We start from the raw sequence: 19,196 nt of genomic DNA, 5'->3' as shown, positions 1-19,196 counted from the left end.
GGGGGGGGGGGGGGGGCCCCCCGCCGGGGGGGGGGTCTCCACATCCCTCTGCCCCCCCCTGTCCCCACACCCCCCACCCCCGGTGTCTTTTGCGGGCCCCGCGCCCCCCCCACTGCCGGGTTCGCTCCGGCGCCGAGTCCACGGGTGAGTTCACGGCCGACGTCGAGCTTGACGTCGGCGTCGCTCATCAACAGGGCTTGCGCGTCGGTGTTGATGGCGATGAACTCGACGCCCTTGAGACCGACCTCGATCATCCGGTTGATGGCATTGACACCACCGCCGCCGACACCGATGACTTTGATGACTGCGAGGTAGTTCTGCGGTGCTGCCACGTCGAAGGCCTCTCGCCTCGAGTTACGTGTCGCCGCCTCGCGGTCTCGCGCCGCGACGACTGATGCCGAATGGGACGGTCCGAACGCCGACCCGAACCCTAACGCTGAAGTTTAGGGTTACCAGTGTGTCTGTTCCTTGGACTCTTCCGAACAGGACACTAAGTCGACAAGTGGCGCACGTTCAACGAACACGCCGAACCTCCCGTTTTTCTTTTCACCCTATGTGATCAGGCGTAGCGCTGCCGAACCAGGGTGCTGGCCTGCGCAGATATGCGTCAACTCGCCGATGACGCAGGGGCGGTGGGAACGCTCACATCGAAGTGCCGTGCCTCGGGTGCGGCTTTCATCAGGGCGGTGAGTGTGCTCGCCTTCGCACGGCCCTTCTCGCTGCTGCCCCAGTCCACGGTCTGCCCGCCGCTCAACTCCAGGGAGAGCGAGTCGTACGAACGGGCCTTGACCACCCGGGTGTCGCGGGCCACCGCGGCCGGCAGGGCGCCCGCGACGTGGACCGCCTCGCGCCGCAGACGGTCGCTGTCGAAACGGCGCAGACTCGCCGCCGCGTTCTCCTGATCCGGCATCAATTCCAGGAGCGGGACGCCCTTCGGCGCATGACCGACCGTGGCGAATCGCACTCCCTTGGCGTCCACTTCGACGAACTTTCCGCCCTTTTCGATAAGCAGGACCGGCTTGCGTTCGGTCACTTTCAGACCGATTCCGCGCGGCCAGGAACGGACGACGTCGACCGAGTCGATACGCGGCAGTTTCCTGCGCAGCCGGTCCTCGATGGCGTCGGTGTCGACCGAAATGAGCGGCGCCCCGACCGGGGCCGCGGCGGCCTCGCGCACCTCCGCGGGCGTCAGGACCCGGGTCCCCGAAGTCGTCACGCGCTCCACGCGCAGCCACTGCGAGCCGTAGAACGCCCAGACGCCCCCCGCGCCGACCAGCACGAGTGCGATCAGCGAGAGGACGAGGGTGCGCGGCCGCGGCAGGCGCACCCGGGAGCGTGGCGGGCGGGGCGGGCCGGAGGCGAGCTTCTGCCGTTCGGCGGTGGTCGGTCCGGCCACGGTCCCCTGCCTTCTAGGTGCCTGCTAGCACCTGCTCACGCGTGATGGCGTGAGGCGATCGCCTCGTACACCATGCCGACGAGGAGGTCGTCGGCGTCCCTGCGGCCGAACTCCGATGCGGCGCGGGACATCTCGTACAGCCGGTGCGGATCGGCGAGCACCGGGAGCACATTGCCCTGGACCCACTCGGGCGTCAGCTCGGCGTCGTCGACCAGGAGTCCACCGCCCGCCTTGACCACCGGCTGGGCGTTCAGCCGCTGTTCGCCGGTGCCGATCGGCAACGGGACGTAGGCGGCCGGCAGCCCGACGGCGGAGAGTTCGGCGACGGTCATCGCGCCCGCGCGGCAGAGCATCATGTCGGCAGCGGCGTACGCGAGGTCCATCCGGTCCACGTACGGTACCGGGATGTAGGGCGGCATACCGGGCATGTTCTCGACGTACGGCATTTCGTTCTTCGGGCCGACCGCGTGCAGGATCTGGATGCCCGCGCGCTGCAGGACCGGAGCGACCTGCTGGACGACCTCGTTGAGCCGCCGGGCGCCCTGCGAGCCGCCGGAGACGAGCAGCGTCGGCAGGTTGGGGTCGAGGCCGAAGGCGGCGCGCGCCTCCGGGCGGACCCTGGCCCGGTCGAGCGTGGCGATGGTGTGCCGCAACGGGATGCCGATGTAGCGGGAGTTGCGCAGCTTGCTGTCAGGGGTGGCGACGGCCACCCCGTGGGCGTACCGCGAACCGATCTTGTTGGCGAGGCCGGGACGGGCGTTGGCCTCGTGCACGACGATCGGCGTCCCGGTCCGCTTGGCCGCGAGGTAGCCGGGCAGGGCGACATAGCCGCCGAAGCCGACGACGCAGTCCGCCTTGGTGCGCTCCAGGATCTGCTCGGCCGCCTTGATCGTGCCGCGCAGCCGTCCCGGCACGGTGATCAGCTCAGGGGTGGGCTTGCGGGGCAGCGGTACGGCGGGGATCAGCGCGAGTTCGTAACCGCGCTCGGGTACGAGTCGGGTCTCGAGTCCACGCTCCGTGCCCAGGGCCGTGATGCCCACGGTCGGGTCCTGCCTCCGCAGGGCGTCCGCGAGGGCGAGCGCGGGCTCGATGTGGCCGGCGGTCCCCCCACCGGCGAGTACGACATGCACCGAAATTCACCGCTCTCCGGACGAACGCGCCTTGACGCGCCGTCTCATCGTGTTCCATCTCACCCGAGGTTGCCGCATGGCAAGGGCCGCCTTCGCCGCGGGGTCCGATCGCGCGAAAGCGATGAGGAGCCCGATGGCGAACATGGTCGGCAGCAGGGCCGAACCCCCGTAGGAGAACAGCGGGAGCGGGACACCGGCGATCGGCAGCAGACCGAGCACCGCACCGACATTGATCACGGCCTGCGCCGTGATCCAGGTGGTCACGCCTCCCGCGGCATACCTCACGAAGGGGTCCTCCGTGCGTCCGGCCACGCGGATACCCGCATAGCCTAGAGCCGCGAACAGAGCGAGCACCGACAGTGTCCCTGCCAGGCCGAGTTCCTCCCCCGTGATGGCGAAGATGAAGTCGGTGTGCGGTTCCGGCAGTTGACCCCATTTTTCCACACTCGCGCCAAGACCGGAACCGAAGAATCCGCCGGAGGCCAGGGCATAGATCCCGTGCACGGCCTGCCAGCACTGGTCGCCGGGCCCCGGATCGGTCGCGCCGATACAGGCGAGCCTGGCCATCCGGTTGGGGCTGGTCTTGATGAGGATCACACCGATGAGCGCCGCGACCGAAAGCACCCCGGCGAAGAGCCGCGTCGGCGCCCCCGCGAGCCAGAGCAGGCCGAAAAGGATCGCGGTGAGGATGATCGCCGTGCCCATGTCGCCGCCCAGCATGATCAGTCCGAGCAGCATGAAGGCGACGGGGACGAGCGGCACCAGCATGTGCTTCCACTGCGTGAGCAGCCGCTTGTCCTGTTTGCGGGCAAGGAGGTCCGCGCCCCACAGCACGAGGGCGAGCTTGCCGAACTCGCTGGGCTGCAGCTGGAAGGGGCCGCCCAGATAGATCCAGTTCTGGTTGCCGTTGACGCTGCGCCCTATCCCCGGGATCTGCACGAGCACCATCAGGAAGACGGTCACGGCGAGCATCGGATAGGCGAGCGCCCGGTGCAGCTTGACCGGCATCCGCATGGCGACGAGCAGCAGGACCGTACCGAGTACGGCGGCGACGAACTGCTTGCGGAAGAAGTACGAGGCGGGCAGGTCGAGCTGCAGCGCCTGGATCATCGAGGCCGAGTAGACCATCACCAGGCCGAGCACGGTGAGCAGCAGGCTGCTGCCGAAGATGAGGTAGTACGCGGTCAGCGGCCGGTCCCAGGCCTTGCGGGCCCTGGTGTGGAACCCTCGCAGGGGACTCTCCCGCGGCGGGCGCGGTGAGCCCGTGGAACGGACCGGCGCTGGCCGTCTGGCCACCCGCGCGGGCGCGCGCCCGCTACTGCCGGCCATCGGTGCCCCCACCCAGCCACGACGACGCTGCCACGTGCCCTCCTCCGGGTGCCGGGCGCCCCCGGACCACAGGGGTCCGCGTCAGGCGCTCGCGCCGAGTTCGCGGACCGCGTCCGCGAACGCGTCACCACGCTTGTTGTAGTTGGTGAACATGTCCATCGACGCACAGGCCGGGGCCATCAGTACGGTGTCCCCCGGCTCGGCGAGCCGTGCCGCCTGCCGTACCGCCTCGGACATCGCCCCAGTGTCGGTCCGGTCGAGGTCGACGACCGGGACCTCGGGCGCGTGTCGCGCGAGGGCTTCGCGGATCAGCGCGCGGTCGGCGCCGATCAGGACGACCCCCCGAAGTCGCTTGGCCGACTTGGTGACCAGCTCGTCGAAGGTGGCGCCCTTGGCGAGCCCGCCCGCGATCCAGACGATCGATGCGTACGCGGCCAACGAGGCTTCGGCGGCGTGGGTGTTGGTGGCCTTGGAGTCGTCGACGTACGCCACTTCGGCCACGTCCGCGACGTGCTCGATGCGGTGGGCGTCCGGACGGAAGGCGCGCAGACCGTCGCGCACGGCCGTCGCCGGAACGCCGTAGGCGCGCGCGAGAGCGGCCGCGGCCAGGGCGTTGGCGATGTTGTGCGGCGCGGGCGGCTTGACGTCGGAGATCTCGGCGAGCTCCTGGGCCTGCTTCTGGCGGTCCGGCACGAAGGCACGGTCGACCAGGATGCCGTCCACGACGCCCAGTTGCGAGGGGGCGGGCGCATTCAGCGTGAAACCGATGGCGCGGCAGCCCTCTTCGACGTCGGCCGCGCGGACCAGGTCCTCGGTGGCCTTGTCCGCCGCGTTGTAGACGCAGGCGACCTGATTGCCCTCGTAGATGCGGCCCTTGTCGGCGGCGTACGCCTCCATGGAGCCGTGCCAGTCGAGGTGGTCGGGCGCGAGGTTCAGGACGGTCGCGGAGTGGGCGCGCAGCGAGGGCGCCCAGTGCAGCTGGTAGCTGGACAGCTCGACGGCGAGCACGTCGTACGCGTCGTCGCCCTCCAGGACCACGTCCACGATCGGCGTTCCGATGTTGCCGACCGCGGCCGTGCGCAGGCCTGCCGCCGTCAGGATCGAGGCCAGCATCTGCGTGGTCGTGGTCTTGCCGTTGGTGCCCGTGATGCCGAGCCAGGGCGCGGCGTCCGGGCCGCGCAGCCGCCAGGCGATCTCGACGTCACCCACGACGTCGACGCCCGCAGCTGCGGCGGCCGCGAAGAGCGGGCTGTCCGGCTTCCAGCCGGGCGAGGTGACGACCAGGTCGGTGCCGTCGGGCAGCGTGGCCGCGTCGTCCAGGCGTACGGAGATGCCCTCGCCCTCCAGCGCGGCGGCGCGCTCACGGTGGCTCTCCGAGGAGCCGCCGTCCACGACGGTCACCGAGGCGCCGAGGCCGGCCAGGGCGCGGGCGGCGCTGACGCCGCTCACGCCGAGCCCCGCGACGGTGACGTTCCTGCCCTGCCAGCTGGTCACTTCTTGGCTGCCCATCCTGCGTAGAAGAGGCCGAGACCGACGATCACGCACATGCCCTGGATGATCCAGAAGCGGACCACCACAAGGACTTCGGACCACCCCTTGAGTTCGAAGTGGTGCTGCAGTGGCGCCATCTTGAAGACCCGCTTGCCGGTCATCTTGAAGGAGCCGACCTGGATCACGACGGACATGGTGATCAGGACGAACAGGCCGCCGAGGAGCGCGATGAGGAGCTCGGTGCGCGAGCAGATCGCGAGGCCGGCGAGCGCGCCGCCCAGGGCGAGCGAGCCGGTGTCGCCCATGAAGATCTTGGCGGGCGAGGTGTTCCACCACAGGAAGCCGAAGCAGGCACCCATCAGGGCGGAGGCCACCACCGCCAGGTCAAGTGGGTCTCTGACCTCGAAACAAGCCTGCGGGTTGGTCAGCGTGACCGCGTTGGCGCAGGACTCCTGGTACTGCCAGACACCGATGAAGGTGTACGCGCCGAAGACCATCACGGAGGCGCCGGTGGCGAGGCCGTCGAGGCCGTCGGTGAGGTTCACGCCGTTCGACATCGCGAGGATCATGAACAGCGCCCAGGCCACGAAGAGCACCGGGCCGATCGACCAGCCGAAGTCCGTGACGAACGACAGCTTGGTGGAGGCCGGGGTCTGGTTGCGGTTGTCCGGCCAGTTCAGCGCGAGCACGGCGAAGCCGATGCCGACGATCAGCTGGCCGAGCATCTTCGCCTTGGCGCGCAGGCCGAGCGAGCGCTGCTTGACGATCTTGATGTAGTCGTCGAGGAAGCCGACGAGGCCCATGCCCGCCATCAGGAAGAGCACCAGGACGCCGGAGAGGGTCATCTCCGAGCCCGTGATGATCTTCGTGAGGAAGTACGCGATGAGCGTGGCCAGGATGAAGGCGATGCCGCCCATGGTCGGCGTACCGCGCTTGCTGTGGTGCTCGCGCGGGCCGTCGTCCCGGATGAACTGGCCATAGCCCTTGCGGGCCAGGAACTTGATCAGGAGCGGGGTTCCGACCAGGGTCAGGAAGAGCCCGATCACACCCGCGAAGAGGATCTGCCTCATCGGCCGGCGACCTGCCCCTCAGAAGACGCGGCGTCATCGAGCAGCGCCGTGGCGACCCGCTCGAGACCGACCGATCTGGAAGCCTTCACCAGCACGACGTCCCCTGGGCGCAGCTCGCTGCGCAGCAGGTCGATCGCCGCCTGTGCGTCGGACACGTGCACCGACTCCTCACCCCACGAACCCTCGTTGTATGCGCCCAGTTGGAGCCAGGACGCTTCCCTGCCCCCGACTGCCACGAGCTTGCTCACGTTCAGCCGGACAGCGAGCCGTCCGACCGCGTCGTGTTCGGCGAGCCCCTCGTCACCGAGCTCGGCCATGTGACCGAGCACCGCCCACGTACGACGTCCCTTGCCCATGGCCACGAGCGCGCGCAGGGCGGCTCGCATGGACTCGGGGTTCGCGTTGTAGGCGTCGTTGACGACCGTCACGCCGTCCGGGCGCTCGGTGACCTCCATCCGCCAGCGGGACAGCGTGCCCGCATCGGAGAGCGCGCGGGCGATCTCGTCTGCGGACATGCCCAGCTCATGGGCGACGGCGGCCGCGGCAAGCGCGTTCGACACGTGGTGCTCACCGTACAGCCGCAAGGTCACGTCGCTGCACCCGGAGGGTGTGTGCAGCGTAAAGGCGGGCTGTCCGTTATCCGTGAGCCGGACATTCTCGGCACGTACGTCGGCGTCGGCGGCCTCTCCGAAGAGCAGGACGCGCGCCTTCGTGCGCGAAGCCATGGCGCGGACGAGCGGGTCGTCGGCGTTGAGGACGGCGGTGCCGTCGGCGGGGAGCCCCTCGACGAGTTCACCCTTCGCCTCTGCGATCTGCTCGCGTCCGCCGAACTCGCCGATGTGGGCGGTGCCGACGTTGAGGACGAGGCCGATCTTCGGCGGGGTGAGGCCGGTGAGGTAGCGGATGTGGCCGATGCCGCGCGCGCCCATCTCCAGGACGAGGAACTTCGTCTCGTCGGTGGCGCTCAGCGCGGTCAGCGGAAGCCCGATCTCGTTGTTGAGCGAGCCCGGCGTCCAGACCGTGGGCGCCTTGCTCCGCAGCACCTGGGCGAGCAGGTCCTTGGAGCTGGTCTTGCCGACGGAGCCGGTCAGCGCCACGAGGGTCGCGCCGAGCCGCTCCACGACGTGCCGCGCAAGGGCGCCGAGCGCCGTCTGCACGTCGTCGACGACGATGGCGGGTACGCCGACGGGGCGCGAGGCCAGCACGGCGGCGGCGCCCGCTTCGACCACCGCGGCCGCGTAGTCGTGGCCGTCGACGCGCTCGCCGACGAAGGCGACGAAGAGGCTGCCGGGCTCCACTTCACGGGAGTCCCTGACGACCGGTCCGGTGACCTGGACGGACGGATCCGGTATGTCGTACGTCTGCCCGCCGACGACTTCTGCGATCTCGGCGAGGGAGAGGGCGATCACAAATTCATCCCTGGGTTTGCTGGATAGCTTCGCGAAGCACCTGGCGGTCGTCGAAGGGACGGACCACCCCGGCGATGTCCTGTCCCTGCTCGTGGCCTTTGCCCGCGACGAGCACCGTGTCGCCCGGTTCGGCCCGGGCGACGGCCGCGCGGATGGCGGCGGCGCGGTCCTCGAAGACGGCGACCTCGCCGCGCTCGTGGGCCGGCACGTCGGCGGCGCCCGCGAGCATCGTGGCGAGGATCGCGAGGGGGTCCTCGCCGCGGGGATTGTCGGAGGTCAGTACGGCGGTGTCGGCGAGGCGGGCCGCGGCCGCGCCCATCGGCATCCGCTTGGTCTTGTCGCGGTCGCCGCCGCAGCCGAGCACGATGTGCAGCTTGTTCTCGGTGACCTTGCGCAGCGCGCGCAGGACCGATTCGACGGCGTCCGTCTTGTGCGCGTAGTCGACGACCGCCAGGTAGTCCTGGCCCGCGTCGATACGCTCCAGGCGGCCGGGGACGCCCGGCACCGCGGCGACGCCGTCGGCGGCCTGCTGCGGGTCGATCCCGGCGACGGCGAGGGAGACGATCGCGGAGAGCGTGTTGGCGACGTTGAACGGTCCCGCGAGCGGGGATTTCGCGGTGATCCGCTCCCCCTGCGGGCCGACCGCGACGAACGTGGAGTCGAACGGCGTGACCTCGACGTCCTCCGCGCGCCAGTCGGCGTCGGGGTGCCCCTCGGCTGAGAACGTGGTGACCGGGACCTCGGACTCGTCGATGAGCCGACGCCCGTACTCGTCGTCGAAGTTGACCACTGCGACCTTGGATCGCTCCTTGGTGAAGAGCTGTGCCTTGGCCTGGAAGTAGTCCTCCATGTCGGAGTGGAACTCCATGTGCTCCGGGCTGAGGTTGTTGAAGACGGCGACGTCGAAGACGCAGCCGTCCACCCGGCCGAGCACCAGCGCGTGCGAGGAGACCTCCATGGCGACCGCCTCGACGCCGCGCTCGCGCATCACCGCGAACAGCGCCTGGAGATCGGTGGCTTCCGGGGTCGTACGCTCCGACTTGATCCGCTCGTCGCCGATGCGCATCTCGACCGTGCCGATCAGGCCGGTCGACCGGACGCCCTTGAGACCGCCCTCGACGAGGTACGCCGTCGTGGTCTTGCCGGACGTGCCGGTGATGCCGATCTGCAGCAGATCGCGTCCCGGATGGCCGTACACCGTGGCCGCGAGCTCGCCCATGACGCCGCGCGGATCGGCGACGACCAGAACCGGCAGGCCCGTGGCGGCCGCGCGTTCGGCGCCCGTCGGGTCGGTGAGGATCGCGGCGGCGCCGAGGTCGGCGGCCTGGGCGACGAAGTCCGCGCCGTGCAGCCGGGCACCCGGCAGTGCGGCGTAGATGTCGCCGGGCCGGACCGCGCGGGAGTCGTGCGTGATGCCGCTGACCTCCCCCGCGCCGGGGGCGGCGACGCCCAGCTGATCGGCGATCCGGGCGAGCGGCGTCGCGTCGACCTGGACCGGCCGTGGCGGTCCCGGATAAGTCACGGGAACGCCCTTCTGGGTGGTTTGGGACTGATCAGCGTGTGGCACGGCGGTGAGCGTACCGGGCGCACCCGCCTCGGGGCTAAAAGGGGGTGCCCGGCGCGTAGCGCGGTCGAGCAAGGGCGGTGGTGGGAGACGGGTGGGCGGGCGGTGTGGCGGGGGCTGGTTCCCCGGCTTCGGGGTGATCGTTGTCACGGGTTTGTCCTGGTGGGGCTCAGGGTTGGGTCGGCTCAGGGTTAGAAGGTGACGGGCAGTCGGGCCGGGCCCTTGCCGGTGGGCGGCACCTGGAGGGTCTTCAGGGCGAACTGCATGACTTCCTTGTAGATGGGGCCGCAGATCTGGCCGCCGAAGTAGCTGCCCTTGGTCGCGTTCTGGATCGCGCAGTAGACGGTGACGCGTGGCTTGTCGGCGGGCGCGAAACCGGCGAACGACGAGGTGTAGCCCTTGTAGCGGCCGGTCTCCGGGTCGACCCGGTTGGCCGTACCGGTCTTGCCCGCGACCCGGTAGCCCGGGATGCGCGCCTTGGTGCCGGTGCCCTCTTCGTCGTCGACGACGGACTCCAGCATCTGCGCCACCGTCTTCGCGGTCTCCTCGCTCACCACGCGGGTCTTCTTGGGCCTGGGCGCGGGCGTGAAGCGGCCGTCGGGGCCCTTGGTGCCGCGCACCAGGGTCGGCTCGACGCGTACGCCGCCGTTGGCGATCGTCGAGTAGACGGAGGCCGCCTGCATCGCGTTGATCGAGACACCCTGGCCGAACGGGATCGTGTACTGCTGCGAGGTGGACCACTTGTCGGCCGGGGCGAGGATGCCGGACGTCTCGCCCGGGAAGCCGAGCCCGGTCTCCTTGCCGATGCCGAACTTGCGCAGATACGAGTAGAGGACCTCGTTGGCCTCCCGCTGCGTCTTGCCCAGTTCGCCGGTGGCGAGGATCGTGCCGATGTTGGAGGACTTGGCGAGCACGCCGTTGAGCGTCAGATGCCAGGTCGGGTGGTCGACGTCGTCCTGGAAGAGCCGGTCGCCGCGGTGCAGCCGGTTGGGGACCGTCACATGCGTGCCGGGCGTGGCCGCGTTCTCCTCCAGGACCGCCGCCATCGACATGACCTTGGCGGTGGAGCCCGGCTCGAACGCGTCCTGGAGCGCGGCATTGCCCATCGCCGTGCCGTCGGCCTGCGAGAGGTCGTTCGGGTCGAAGCCCGGGGAGTTGGCCATCGCCAGGATCTCGCCGGTCTGGTTGTCCTGCACCATCACATAGCCGCGGTCCGCCTGGGACTTCTCGACCTGCTCGGAGATGGCGTTCTGCGCGGCCCACTGGATGTCGCGGTCGATGGTGAGCTCGACATCGGATCCGGGCACGGCGGGCGTCTCCGTGGAGCCCGCGGTCGGCACCTGGCGACCGCCGGACTGGGCGTAGCGGATCTTGCCGTCCTTGCCCGCGAGATCCTTGTTCAGCTGCTGTTCGAGGCCGCCCGCGCCCTTGCCGTCGGCGTTGACCCAGCCCAGTATCCCGGCGGCCAGGGTGTCGTTCGGGTACACGCGCTTGCTGCTGGGGTCCTGGAAGATGCCCGCGAGGACGTTCTTGGTGGTCTTGTCGGTGCGGGCCTTCTCGGCGAGCGCGCCGCGCAGCTCCTTGATCTGCTTCCAGGCCTGCGGGGTCTGCCGGCGGGCCAGCAGGACGTAGCGCGTGTTCCGCTTCTCGAGCTGCTCGGTGAGTTCGGCGGCGTCCTTGTCGAGGATCGGGGCGAGGAGCGCGGCCGCCTGCTCGGGCGCGTCCTTGATGCCCATCTCCTTCGCCGTGAACATCGTGGGGTCGGCCGTGATGTCGTACGCGTCGACACTCGCGGCCAGTTCGACACCGCTCCGGTCGGTGATGCCGCCCCGCTCGGCGGCAAGGACGTGGCTGAAGTAGCGGTTCTTCTCGGCCTTGGCGGTGTACGCGCTCGCGTCGACCGCCTGCACCTGGAGAAGGCGTACGACGAAGGCCAGCATCACAAGGGTCAGGCCGAGGCTCACCATGCGCAGGCGGGGCCGCGGGCTGCCGAGCCGGATCGTGCGGGCCTTGGGCGCTGCGGGGCGCGGGCGGCGGGCGGCCGGGCGGGCGCCTTGCGAGCCACGTCCCGAACTGCGCGGGGCGCCGGGGCGCGAGGGCCTCGCGGGGCCCGGCACCCTGCGCCGCGGGGGTTGGCGGTCCGTCACTTACGTCACCTGCCGGAGGTCGTGGGGCCGGGCTTCGCGGAGGGGGTGGGGGCCGCCGGAGGCGACGAGGGCACGGGTGGGATCGGCATCGGGATCGAGACCGAGGGAGCCGGGGAGGCCACCTCCTGGGGGCGCGGCTCGGGCAGCAGCTGCGCCGACGGCCTCACGGCGGCCCCCGGGACACCACGGATGGTGCCGTCGGGGTTCAGGAAGGCCGGGTCGCCGCCGGGGACCATGCCGAGCTCGCGGGCGCGCCGCTGGAGGGCGTCGGGGGCCGAGTAGGCGTCCACGTCCCGCTGGAGCTCCTGCTCCTGGTCGGTGAGCTCCGTCGTCTCCTTCTTGAGCTCGCTCAGCTGGAACGAGCCTTCGTTGAGCGAGGAGTTCAGGATCAGGAGCATGATCAGGCCACCACCGAGCAGCAGCACGACGAGCAGCACGAAGGGCGTACGGGCGGCCTGGCTCGGCCCCGACGGAAGCAGCTTCGCGAGCCGCGCGGCCCGCCCCCGCAGTTCGGGCTTCTTGCTCATGGGGCCTCCTCAGGGACGCCGCTCACCGGACTCCTCGGGGACACGCTTCACGGGGCCTCCTCGCGGATGCGCTGCGCACCCCGCAGCCGCGCCGGGGCCGCCCGGCGGTTCTCGGCGACCTCTTCCTCGGTGGGGAGCTCCGCGCCGCGTGTGAGCAGCTTGAGCCGGGGCTGGTAGCGCTCGGGGACGACGGGCAGACCGGGCGGCGCCGTGGTCGCGGCTCCGGCCGCGAACACCTGCTTGACCAGCCGGTCCTCCAGCGAGTGGTACGACAGGACGGCGATCCGGCCGCCGACGGCGAGCGCCTGCACGGCCGCGGGGACGGCCGACTCCAGGACGCTCAGTTCGCCGTTGACCTCGATGCGCAGGGCCTGGAAGGTGCGCTTGGCGGGGTTGCCGCCGGTGCGCTTGGCGGCCTGCGGCAGCGAGTCGCGGATCAGCTCGACGAGCCGCGCGCTGTTGCTGAACGGCTCCTTCTCGCGCTCACGCACGATGGCGCTCACGATCCGCTTGGCCTGCTTCTCCTCGCCGTACTGGCGCAGGATCCGCACCAGTTCGCCGGGGGCGTACGTGTTGAGCACCTCGGCCGCGCTGATGCCGGTCGTCTGGTCCATGCGCATGTCGAGGGGCGCGTCCTGGGCGTACGCGAATCCCCGGTCCGCCTCGTCGAGTTGCATCGAGGAGACGCCGAGGTCGAAGAGGACGCCCTGCACCTTCGGGATGCCCAGGCGGTCGAGCACGTCGGGCAGTTCGTCGTAGACCGCGTGCACCAGCGTGGCCCGGTCACCGAAGGGGGCGAGCCGCTCTCCGGAGAGGCGCAGCGCCTCCTTGTCGCGGTCGAGGGCGACGAGGCGGGCCGAGGGGAACGTGGAAAGGAGCGCCTCGCTGTGGCCGCCGAGGCCGAGGGTGCAGTCGACGACGACCGCGCCCGGCTCGGCGAGCGCGGGGGCCAACATGTCCAGGCACCGCTGGAGCATCACCGGGACGTGTCGGCTGTTGTCGCTCAAGGGGCCCTCTCAGGTCCGGCGCGGCGTTCGCACGCACTGCCGGGTCCCCGCCCGCTCCGTGAAGGGGAATGGCCCGCTGGCGCCGGGGAAGTGGCGTCAGCCGACCGGGAGCGGGAGGAGGCCGAGCCGTACGTACGCGCCGCGCACGTGGGGGGATTCGGGGAATCCCCGGGGTGAACAGTCCAGCGGGGAACAGGTCACGTCTCCCACTTCGCGTCACTTTAGTCCACCCTGTCGCCCGGTCAATCAACTGGCCTGCGCGTCGCGGGCGGGCCTTTCGAGGACCCGGACATCCGCCGTCATCACCCGTTCGGACGTAGCCGCATTACTCCTGTGGGTTACCTCACAACAAGACTCATTGACGTTCTTTGTCCCTTCTCACAGCGGGCCCGGGCGATCAGTGACGACTACGGTCATAGCTATGTCGACTTCCGCATCCCCTACGGGCCACTCCCCCGCAGCGCCGATCGGTGACATAGCCACCGGCGGCACCGTCACGGACCGTCTCGTCGAGGCGAACCACCAGTACGCCGAAGGTTTCACCGATCCGGGAATGGACGCCCGCCCCGTCCTGCACGTCGCGGTCGTCGCCTGTATGGACGCCCGCCTCGACCTCCACGACGCGCTCGGCCTCGAGCTGGGCGACTGCCACACCATCCGCAACGCGGGCGGCGTGGTCACCGACGACGTCATCCGCTCCCTGACCATCAGCCAGCGGGCCCTGGGCACCCGGAGCGTCGTCCTCGTCCACCACACCGGCTGCGGCCTGGAGAGCCTCACCGAGGACTTCCGCCACGAGATCGAGCTGGAAGTCGGCCAGCGCCCCGCCTGGGCGGTGGAGGCCTTCCGCGATGTCGACCAGGACGTACGGCAGTCCATGCAGCGTGTGCGGACCTCGCCGTTCCTGCTGCACACGGACGATGTACGGGGATTCGTCTTCGATGTGACCACCGGCCTGCTGCGGGAGATCGACCCTGCGTAACCGGATCTGCCGGGCGTCGCCGCCTCCGCTGCGACGCCCAAAAGGCCGCAAGACCCGACATACCGCCGCCAGTTATCCACAGGCGAGTGACACAACCCGGTACGCCCAACAAGAATGCGGTGTGGGGCATCACGCTGAACCATTCACGCGTGGTGTCCGTGATTCGGGGTGGGCCGGGCCGCACACACATGCATCGGCCCGGAGAACGTGTCCGAGGAGGGCCGGGTGACGACCTATGACGATCGAGCGAGCCTCACAGATCTGACCACCACAGCGGAGCGTGTCCGCAGGTCGGTGGAGGGTGTGATCGAGGGCAAGCCAGAGGTCGTACGGCTTTCGCTGACCGTGCTCCTCGCCGAGGGGCACTTGCTGATCGAGGATGTACCGGGCGTGGGCAAGACCATGCTCGCCAAGGCACTGGCGCGGTCCATCGACTGCTCGGTGCGGCGCATCCAGTTCACGCCTGATCTGCTGCCGTCGGACATCACTGGTGTGTCCATTTTCGACCAGCAGCGCCGGGACTTCGAGTTCAAGCCCGGCGCGATCTTCGCGCAGATAGTGATCGGCGACGAGATCAACCGTGCGTCTCCGAAGACGCAGTCCGCGCTCCTGGAATCCATGGAGGAGCGCCAGGTCACCATCGACGGGCAGACCTATGAACTGCCGAGCCCCTTCATGGTGGTGGCGACGCAGAACCCCGTCGAGATGGAGGGGACCTATCCGCTGCCCGAGGCGCAGCGCGACCGCTTCATGGCGCGTGTCTCGATCGGCTATCCGAACGCGGAGGCCGAGCTGCAGATGCTGGACGTGCACGGCGGCGTATCGCCGCTGGACGACCTCCAGCCGGTGGCGCACGCGCACGACATCGTGAAGCTCATCGACGCGGTCCGCACGGTCCATGTCGCCGACGCCGTGCGGCGGTACGCGGTGGATCTGGTCTCCGCGACCCGCAATCACCCGGAGCTGAGACTCGGCGCCTCACCGCGCGCGACGCTGCATCTGCTGCGGGCGGCCAAGGCCTCCGCGGCGCTCAGCGGCCGTGAGTTCGCCCTGCCGGACGATGTGCAGGCGCTCGCGGTCGCGGTGCTCGCGCACCGGCTGCTGCCCACGGCACAGGCCCAGTTGAACCGGCGTACGGCCGAATCGGTCGTCCTGGAGATCCTGCAGCGGACGCCGGTCCCGGCCGCCGCCCAGCCGAACAGCGGCTTCTTCGGTCAGCAGCCGCCCGGCGCACGGAGGCTGTGATGGCGGCCGGGGGGCCGCAGCCGGCGCAGGCCGAGGAGGGCAAGGGCGGCATTCGGACCGCGCTCGCGGGGCTGACCACGCGCGGGCGTTCGTTCCTGGCGGCCGGGATCGCCGCGGCCGTCTGCGCGTACGTCCTGGGGCAGAGCGATCTGCTCCGGGTCGGCCTGCTGCTCGCGGTGCTCCCGCTGGTGTGCGCGACGGTGCTTTACCGCACCCGCTATCGCGTGGCGGGCAGCCGCAGGCTCTCCCCCGCGCGCGTGCCCGCCAGTTCCGAGGCCCGCGTCCATCTGCGGATGGACAACGTCTCGCGGCTTCCCACGGGGCTCCTCATGCTCCAGGACCGGGTGCCGTACGTCCTGGGGCCGCGGCCCCGGTTCGTGCTCGACCGGGTGGAGGCGGGGGGCCGCCGCGAGGTGTCCTATCGGGTCCGCTCGGACCTGCGGGGGCGCTATCCGCTCGGTCCGCTGCAGCTGCGTCTGACGGACCCCTTCGGGATGTGCGAGCTGACCCGCTCCTTCTCGACGTACGACACCTTGACGGTGATCCCGCGGGTGGAGGCGCTGCCTCCGGTGCGGCTCACAGGCGAGGCCAAGGGGTACGGCGACGGGCGGCACCGTTCGCTGGCGCTCGCCGGCGAGGACGACGTGATCCCGCGCGGCTACCGCCACGGCGACGACCTGCGCCGCGTCCACTGGCGCTCCACGGCTCGCTACGGCGAGTTGATGGTGCGCCGCGAGGAGCAGCCGCAGCGGGCCCGCTGCACGGTGCTCCTGGACACCCGGGCGCTCGCCTTCCGGGGCGCGGGTCCGGACTCGGCGTTCGAGTGGGCGGTGTCGGGCGCCGCGTCCGCCCTTGTGCACATGCTGGAACGGGGCTTCTCCGTAAGGCTGTTGACCGACACCGGCAACTCCGTGCCCGGTGAGGGCGCGGACGGTTTCGCGGGCGCGAGCCAGGAGTCGGCGGACGCCGCCGGACTGATGATGGACACCCTCGCCGTGGTCGACCACTCGGACGGCGCGGGGCTCTCGCGCGCGTACGACGTGCTGCGCGGCGGCAACGAAGGGCTGCTGATCGCCTTCCTCGGCGACCTGGACGAGGAGCAGGCGACGGTGGCCGCCAAGATGCGCCAGCGCAGTGGCGCCGCCGTCGCCTTCGTCCTGGACAGCACGGCCTGGGCGCAGGGCCCTGGCGCCGCTCCCACGGGCCCCGGAGAGGAGCGCCTTCGGATGCTCCGTGAGGCGGGCTGGACGGCCGTGGCGGTGCCTCCGGGGGCCGGCCTGACGGACCTGTGGCGCCAGGCGGACCGCCTGCGGGCGACCGCGGGTCCGGCTCCGACGGCGGGGACGACGGGAGGCTGGGCATGAGCGGCGGCCAGTTCCCGACGGGGCCACGCAGCACCACACGTACGACCATGTGTACGACAACGGGGGGACGCTCATGAGTGGGCGCGCACGACTGGCGCTCAGTGCCACGGCGGCCACGCTGATGGCGTCGGGGGCGCTGATTCCGCTCGTCGATCCGGCGACGTGGTTCGTCCAGGCGGCGATCCTGCTCGCGTTGCAGAGCGGCGTGGGCGCGCTCACCCGTCGGGTGCCGCTGGCCCGGCCGGTCACGGTCGCGGTGCAGGCCCTGGTGACACTGCTCCTGCTGACCCTGGTGTTCGCCCGCGAGCAGGCGATCGCCGGGGTGCTTCCCGGGCCCGACGTGTTCCGGGAGTTCGGTCTTCTGCTGCAGGCGGGCGGCGACGACGTCGGGCAGTACGCGATCCCCGCGCCGCTCAGCGACGGCATCCGGCTGATGCTGGTCGGCGGCGTCCTGGTGATCGGCCTCGCGGTGGACGCCCTCGCGGTGACCTTCCGTACGGCGGCGCCCGCGGGGCTTCCGCTGCTCGCGCTGTACTCGGTCGCGGCGGGCCTCTCCGGGGACGGCGCGGGATGGCTGTGGTTCCTGCTCGCGGCCGCCGGATATCTGCTGCTGATCCTGGCGGAGGGCCGGGACCGGCTCTCCCAGTGGGGGCGCGTCTTCGGGGGCGCGGCGCGCGGTCCCGGCCGGATCTCGGGGGGCCTGGAGAGCGACACCGGCGCGGTCGCCCCGATCCGCACCGGGCGGCGCATCGGCGCGGTCGCGCTGGGCATCGCCCTGGTGGTGCCGATCGGCCTGCCCGCACTGGACGGCGGTCTCCTCGACGGCTCCGGCGGCCCCGGCGGCTCGGGTTCCGGCGGTGGCGGCACGATCTCCGCGGTGAATCCGCTGGTCGCGCTGCAGGACAGCCTGAACGAACCGGACGACCGCGAGGTCATCTCGTACAAGACGAACGCCGAGTCGACCGAGAACCTCTATCTGCGGATCGTCTCGCTCGACCAGTTCGACGGGACGACGTGGAAGACCACCGTCCGGCGCATCCAGGACGTGCCGTCGCGGCTCGACGACCCGCCGGGGCTCTCCCCCGACGTGCCGAGGACGGAGATCCAGACCAACATCTCGGCCGCCGACAGCTATGCGCAGAACTGGCTGCCGATGCCCTACCCGGCGAGCGAGGTCGACATCAGCGGCCGCTGGCGGTACGAGCCGGTGGGGCGCGCCCTCGTCGGCGACCGCGGGCAGACGACGCGTGGTGCGCAGTACGAGGTCAAGAGCCTGGTCGTGAATCCGACGGCCGCGCAGCTCGCCGACGCGCCCGAGGCTCCCGAGGCCCTGCGGCGCGAGTTCACCAAGGTGCCCGACTCGCTGCCCCCGGTGGTGTCGACGGAGGCGCGCAAGATCACCCAGGGTGCGTCGAACGACTACGAGAAGGCGGTCAAGCTCCAGGACTATTTCGCGTCGGAGGGCGGCTTCACGTACAACACGCAGGTGCGTGCGGGCAGCGGCCCGGCGGCGATCGCCCGCTTCCTGGAGCAGAAGGAAGGCTTCTGCGTCCACTTCTCGTTCGCCATGGCGTCGATGGCGCGGACGCTGGGCATCCCGGCGCGCGTCGCGGTGGGCTTCACGCCCGGCGCGGCCCAGGCCGACGGATCGATGTCGGTCGGCCTGCGGGACGCGCACGCCTGGCCCGAGCTGTACTTCGAGGGCGTGGGCTGGACCCGCTTCGAGCCGACGCCGAACCGTGGCACGGTGCCGGATTACACCCGCTCGGACACCCCGTCCGACGATGCGAGCGACCCCGCGGCGCCGGAGCCGACGCAGTCCACCGCGCCGTCCAGTGAGCCCTCGGCGTCCGCGAGCTGCCCGGCCGACCAGCAGAAGCAGGGCGGCTGCGCGAGCACGGCGCCGGCGATCGCGGGCGGTTCGGGCGGCGACGGGCCACCGCTCGGCATGATCCTCGCCGTGACGCTGGGGGCGCTGGTGGCCATCGCGGTGCCGCTGCTTCCGATGCTGTGGCGCAAGCGGATCCGGGCCGTACGCCTGGGGTCGCCCGGCCGGACGGCCGAGGAGGCGTCCGCGCGGACGCTTGCCGCCTGGCTCGAAGTGACCGACACGGCCTGGGACCACGGCATCACGCCGGACGAGTCGCAGACCCCGCGCAAGGCGGCGGCCCGGATCGTCCGCGTCGGGCAGCTGGGCGCGGCGCCCGCGGAGTCCGTCCATCGCCTCGCGGCGGCGGTCGAGCAGGTTCTCTACGCGCCGCGGCCCCAGCCGACGGCGGGCCTGGCCGACGACGTCCATCGCGTACGGGACGGGCTGCGGGCCGCGGTGGGCCGCCCGGCCCGGCTGCGGGCGACGCTCGCGCCGCGTTCGACCGCCCGGGTGGTGTGGGCCGTCTCCGAGCGCTGGGCGACGGTCAGGGCCCGGTGGGCCGAGCGGGTGGCCAAGCGCTGGGCCGCGCTGCGCAGGCCGTCACGGCCGTCCCAGCAGCAGGGCTGAGGGCCCCTGCGGGGGCTGAGCGATGTGTAAGGGGTGAC

At 71.0% G+C, this 19,196-nt stretch carries 14 protein-coding genes and 1 pseudogene; 4 read left to right on the top strand and 11 right to left on the bottom strand.

Features of this window, described 5'->3' with window-relative positions; all coding sequences use genetic code 11:
- From ACFWY6_RS26705 to rsmH, 11 genes and pseudogenes are all read right to left on the bottom strand, one after another.
- Window positions 1-332 (bottom strand): annotated as a pseudogene (locus tag ACFWY6_RS26705) (hypothetical protein); the annotation flags it as partial.
- 275 nt (window positions 333-607) lie between these two features.
- Window positions 608-1,396, bottom strand: a complete 789-nt coding sequence (locus ACFWY6_RS26700) for a cell division protein FtsQ/DivIB (protein ID WP_384695189.1) — start codon at window positions 1,394-1,396, stop codon at window positions 608-610.
- Between the two features lie 35 nt (window positions 1,397-1,431).
- Window positions 1,432-2,526 (bottom strand): undecaprenyldiphospho-muramoylpentapeptide beta-N-acetylglucosaminyltransferase, encoded by a 1,095-nt coding sequence (murG, locus tag ACFWY6_RS26695; protein WP_384695186.1) that lies wholly within the window; start codon window positions 2,524-2,526, stop codon window positions 1,432-1,434.
- Window positions 2,527-2,532: 6 nt separating this feature from the next.
- On the bottom strand, window positions 2,533-3,855 hold the full coding sequence (gene ftsW / locus ACFWY6_RS26690; RefSeq protein WP_384695185.1) for a putative lipid II flippase FtsW: 1,323 nt from the start codon (window positions 3,853-3,855) through the stop codon (window positions 2,533-2,535).
- An 81-nt stretch (window positions 3,856-3,936) separates the two neighbouring features.
- Entirely contained in the window at window positions 3,937-5,364 is a 1,428-nt protein-coding gene (gene murD / locus ACFWY6_RS26685; protein WP_384695182.1) for a UDP-N-acetylmuramoyl-L-alanine--D-glutamate ligase, read from the bottom strand.
- Window positions 5,346-6,416, bottom strand: a complete 1,071-nt coding sequence (gene mraY, locus ACFWY6_RS26680) for a phospho-N-acetylmuramoyl-pentapeptide-transferase (RefSeq protein ID WP_135333680.1) — start codon at window positions 6,414-6,416, stop codon at window positions 5,346-5,348. Before mraY ends, murD begins: the two co-directional genes overlap by 19 nt.
- Complete coding sequence (murF, locus tag ACFWY6_RS26675) at window positions 6,413-7,825, bottom strand: UDP-N-acetylmuramoyl-tripeptide--D-alanyl-D-alanine ligase (protein ID WP_384695179.1); 1,413 nt, start codon at window positions 7,823-7,825, stop codon at window positions 6,413-6,415. Before murF ends, mraY begins: the two co-directional genes overlap by 4 nt.
- Window positions 7,826-7,829: 4 nt before the next feature.
- A complete protein-coding gene (locus ACFWY6_RS26670) occupies window positions 7,830-9,539 on the bottom strand; it encodes a UDP-N-acetylmuramoyl-L-alanyl-D-glutamate--2,6-diaminopimelate ligase (RefSeq protein ID WP_384695177.1) in 1,710 nt (569 codons plus the stop codon).
- A 41-nt stretch (window positions 9,540-9,580) separates the two neighbouring features.
- Window positions 9,581-11,536 carry a peptidoglycan D,D-transpeptidase FtsI family protein gene (locus ACFWY6_RS26665; RefSeq protein ID WP_384695174.1) on the bottom strand — a complete coding sequence of 652 codons (1,956 nt, stop codon included), beginning with the start codon at window positions 11,534-11,536 and terminating at the stop codon, window positions 9,581-9,583.
- A gap of 5 nt (window positions 11,537-11,541) precedes the next feature.
- Window positions 11,542-12,063, bottom strand: a complete 522-nt coding sequence (locus tag ACFWY6_RS26660) for a septum formation initiator family protein (protein WP_384695171.1) — start codon at window positions 12,061-12,063, stop codon at window positions 11,542-11,544.
- A 47-nt stretch (window positions 12,064-12,110) separates the two neighbouring features.
- Window positions 12,111-13,070: a 16S rRNA (cytosine(1402)-N(4))-methyltransferase RsmH gene (gene rsmH, locus ACFWY6_RS26655; protein WP_361818296.1), complete on the bottom strand. Its 960-nt coding sequence runs from the start codon at window positions 13,068-13,070 to the stop codon at window positions 12,111-12,113.
- Window positions 13,071-13,428: 358 nt separating this feature from the next.
- On the opposite strand from rsmH, the gene ACFWY6_RS26650 reads away from it, so the two are divergent.
- The 4 genes from ACFWY6_RS26650 to ACFWY6_RS26635 all read left to right on the top strand — a co-directional run bounded on the left by ACFWY6_RS26650 (window position 13,429) and on the right by ACFWY6_RS26635 (window position 19,158).
- On the top strand, window positions 13,429-14,052 hold the full coding sequence (locus ACFWY6_RS26650) for a beta-class carbonic anhydrase (protein WP_384695168.1): 624 nt from the start codon (window positions 13,429-13,431) through the stop codon (window positions 14,050-14,052).
- Window positions 14,053-14,277: 225 nt separating this feature from the next.
- Window positions 14,278-15,297 (top strand): MoxR family ATPase, encoded by a 1,020-nt coding sequence (locus ACFWY6_RS26645; protein ID WP_365495360.1) that lies wholly within the window; start codon window positions 14,278-14,280, stop codon window positions 15,295-15,297.
- Window positions 15,297-16,661 (top strand): DUF58 domain-containing protein, encoded by a 1,365-nt coding sequence (locus tag ACFWY6_RS26640; RefSeq protein WP_384695165.1) that lies wholly within the window; start codon window positions 15,297-15,299, stop codon window positions 16,659-16,661. The genes ACFWY6_RS26645 and ACFWY6_RS26640 overlap by 1 nt, the downstream gene beginning before the upstream one ends.
- 73 nt (window positions 16,662-16,734) lie before the next feature.
- A complete protein-coding gene (locus tag ACFWY6_RS26635) occupies window positions 16,735-19,158 on the top strand; it encodes a DUF3488 and DUF4129 domain-containing transglutaminase family protein (protein WP_384695162.1) in 2,424 nt (807 codons plus the stop codon).
- Window positions 19,159-19,196 lie beyond the last annotated feature (38 nt).

Origin of the sequence: Streptomyces sp. NPDC059037 (genome assembly GCF_042740015.1) — a bacterium.
Taxonomy (GTDB): domain Bacteria; phylum Actinomycetota; class Actinomycetes; order Streptomycetales; family Streptomycetaceae; genus Streptomyces.
This window is presented reverse-complemented; position numbering and strand designations above follow the sequence as displayed.

What these genes read in the sequence shown, in the direction of transcription:
- ftsW (WP_384695185.1), bottom strand. Translation starts at nt 3,855, where the DNA reads ATGGCCGGCAGTAGCGGGCGCGCGCCCGCGCGGGTGGCCAGACGGCCA.
- murD (WP_384695182.1), bottom strand. Translation starts at nt 5,364, where the DNA reads ATGGGCAGCCAAGAAGTGACCAGCTGGCAGGGCAGGAACGTCACCGTC.
- mraY (WP_135333680.1), bottom strand. Translation starts at nt 6,416, where the DNA reads ATGAGGCAGATCCTCTTCGCGGGTGTGATCGGGCTCTTCCTGACCCTG.
- ACFWY6_RS26660 (WP_384695171.1), bottom strand. Translation starts at nt 12,063, where the DNA reads ATGAGCAAGAAGCCCGAACTGCGGGGGCGGGCCGCGCGGCTCGCGAAG.
- ACFWY6_RS26640 (WP_384695165.1), top strand. Translation starts at nt 15,297, where the DNA reads ATGGCGGCCGGGGGGCCGCAGCCGGCGCAGGCCGAGGAGGGCAAGGGC.
- ACFWY6_RS26635 (WP_384695162.1), top strand. Translation starts at nt 16,735, where the DNA reads ATGAGTGGGCGCGCACGACTGGCGCTCAGTGCCACGGCGGCCACGCTG.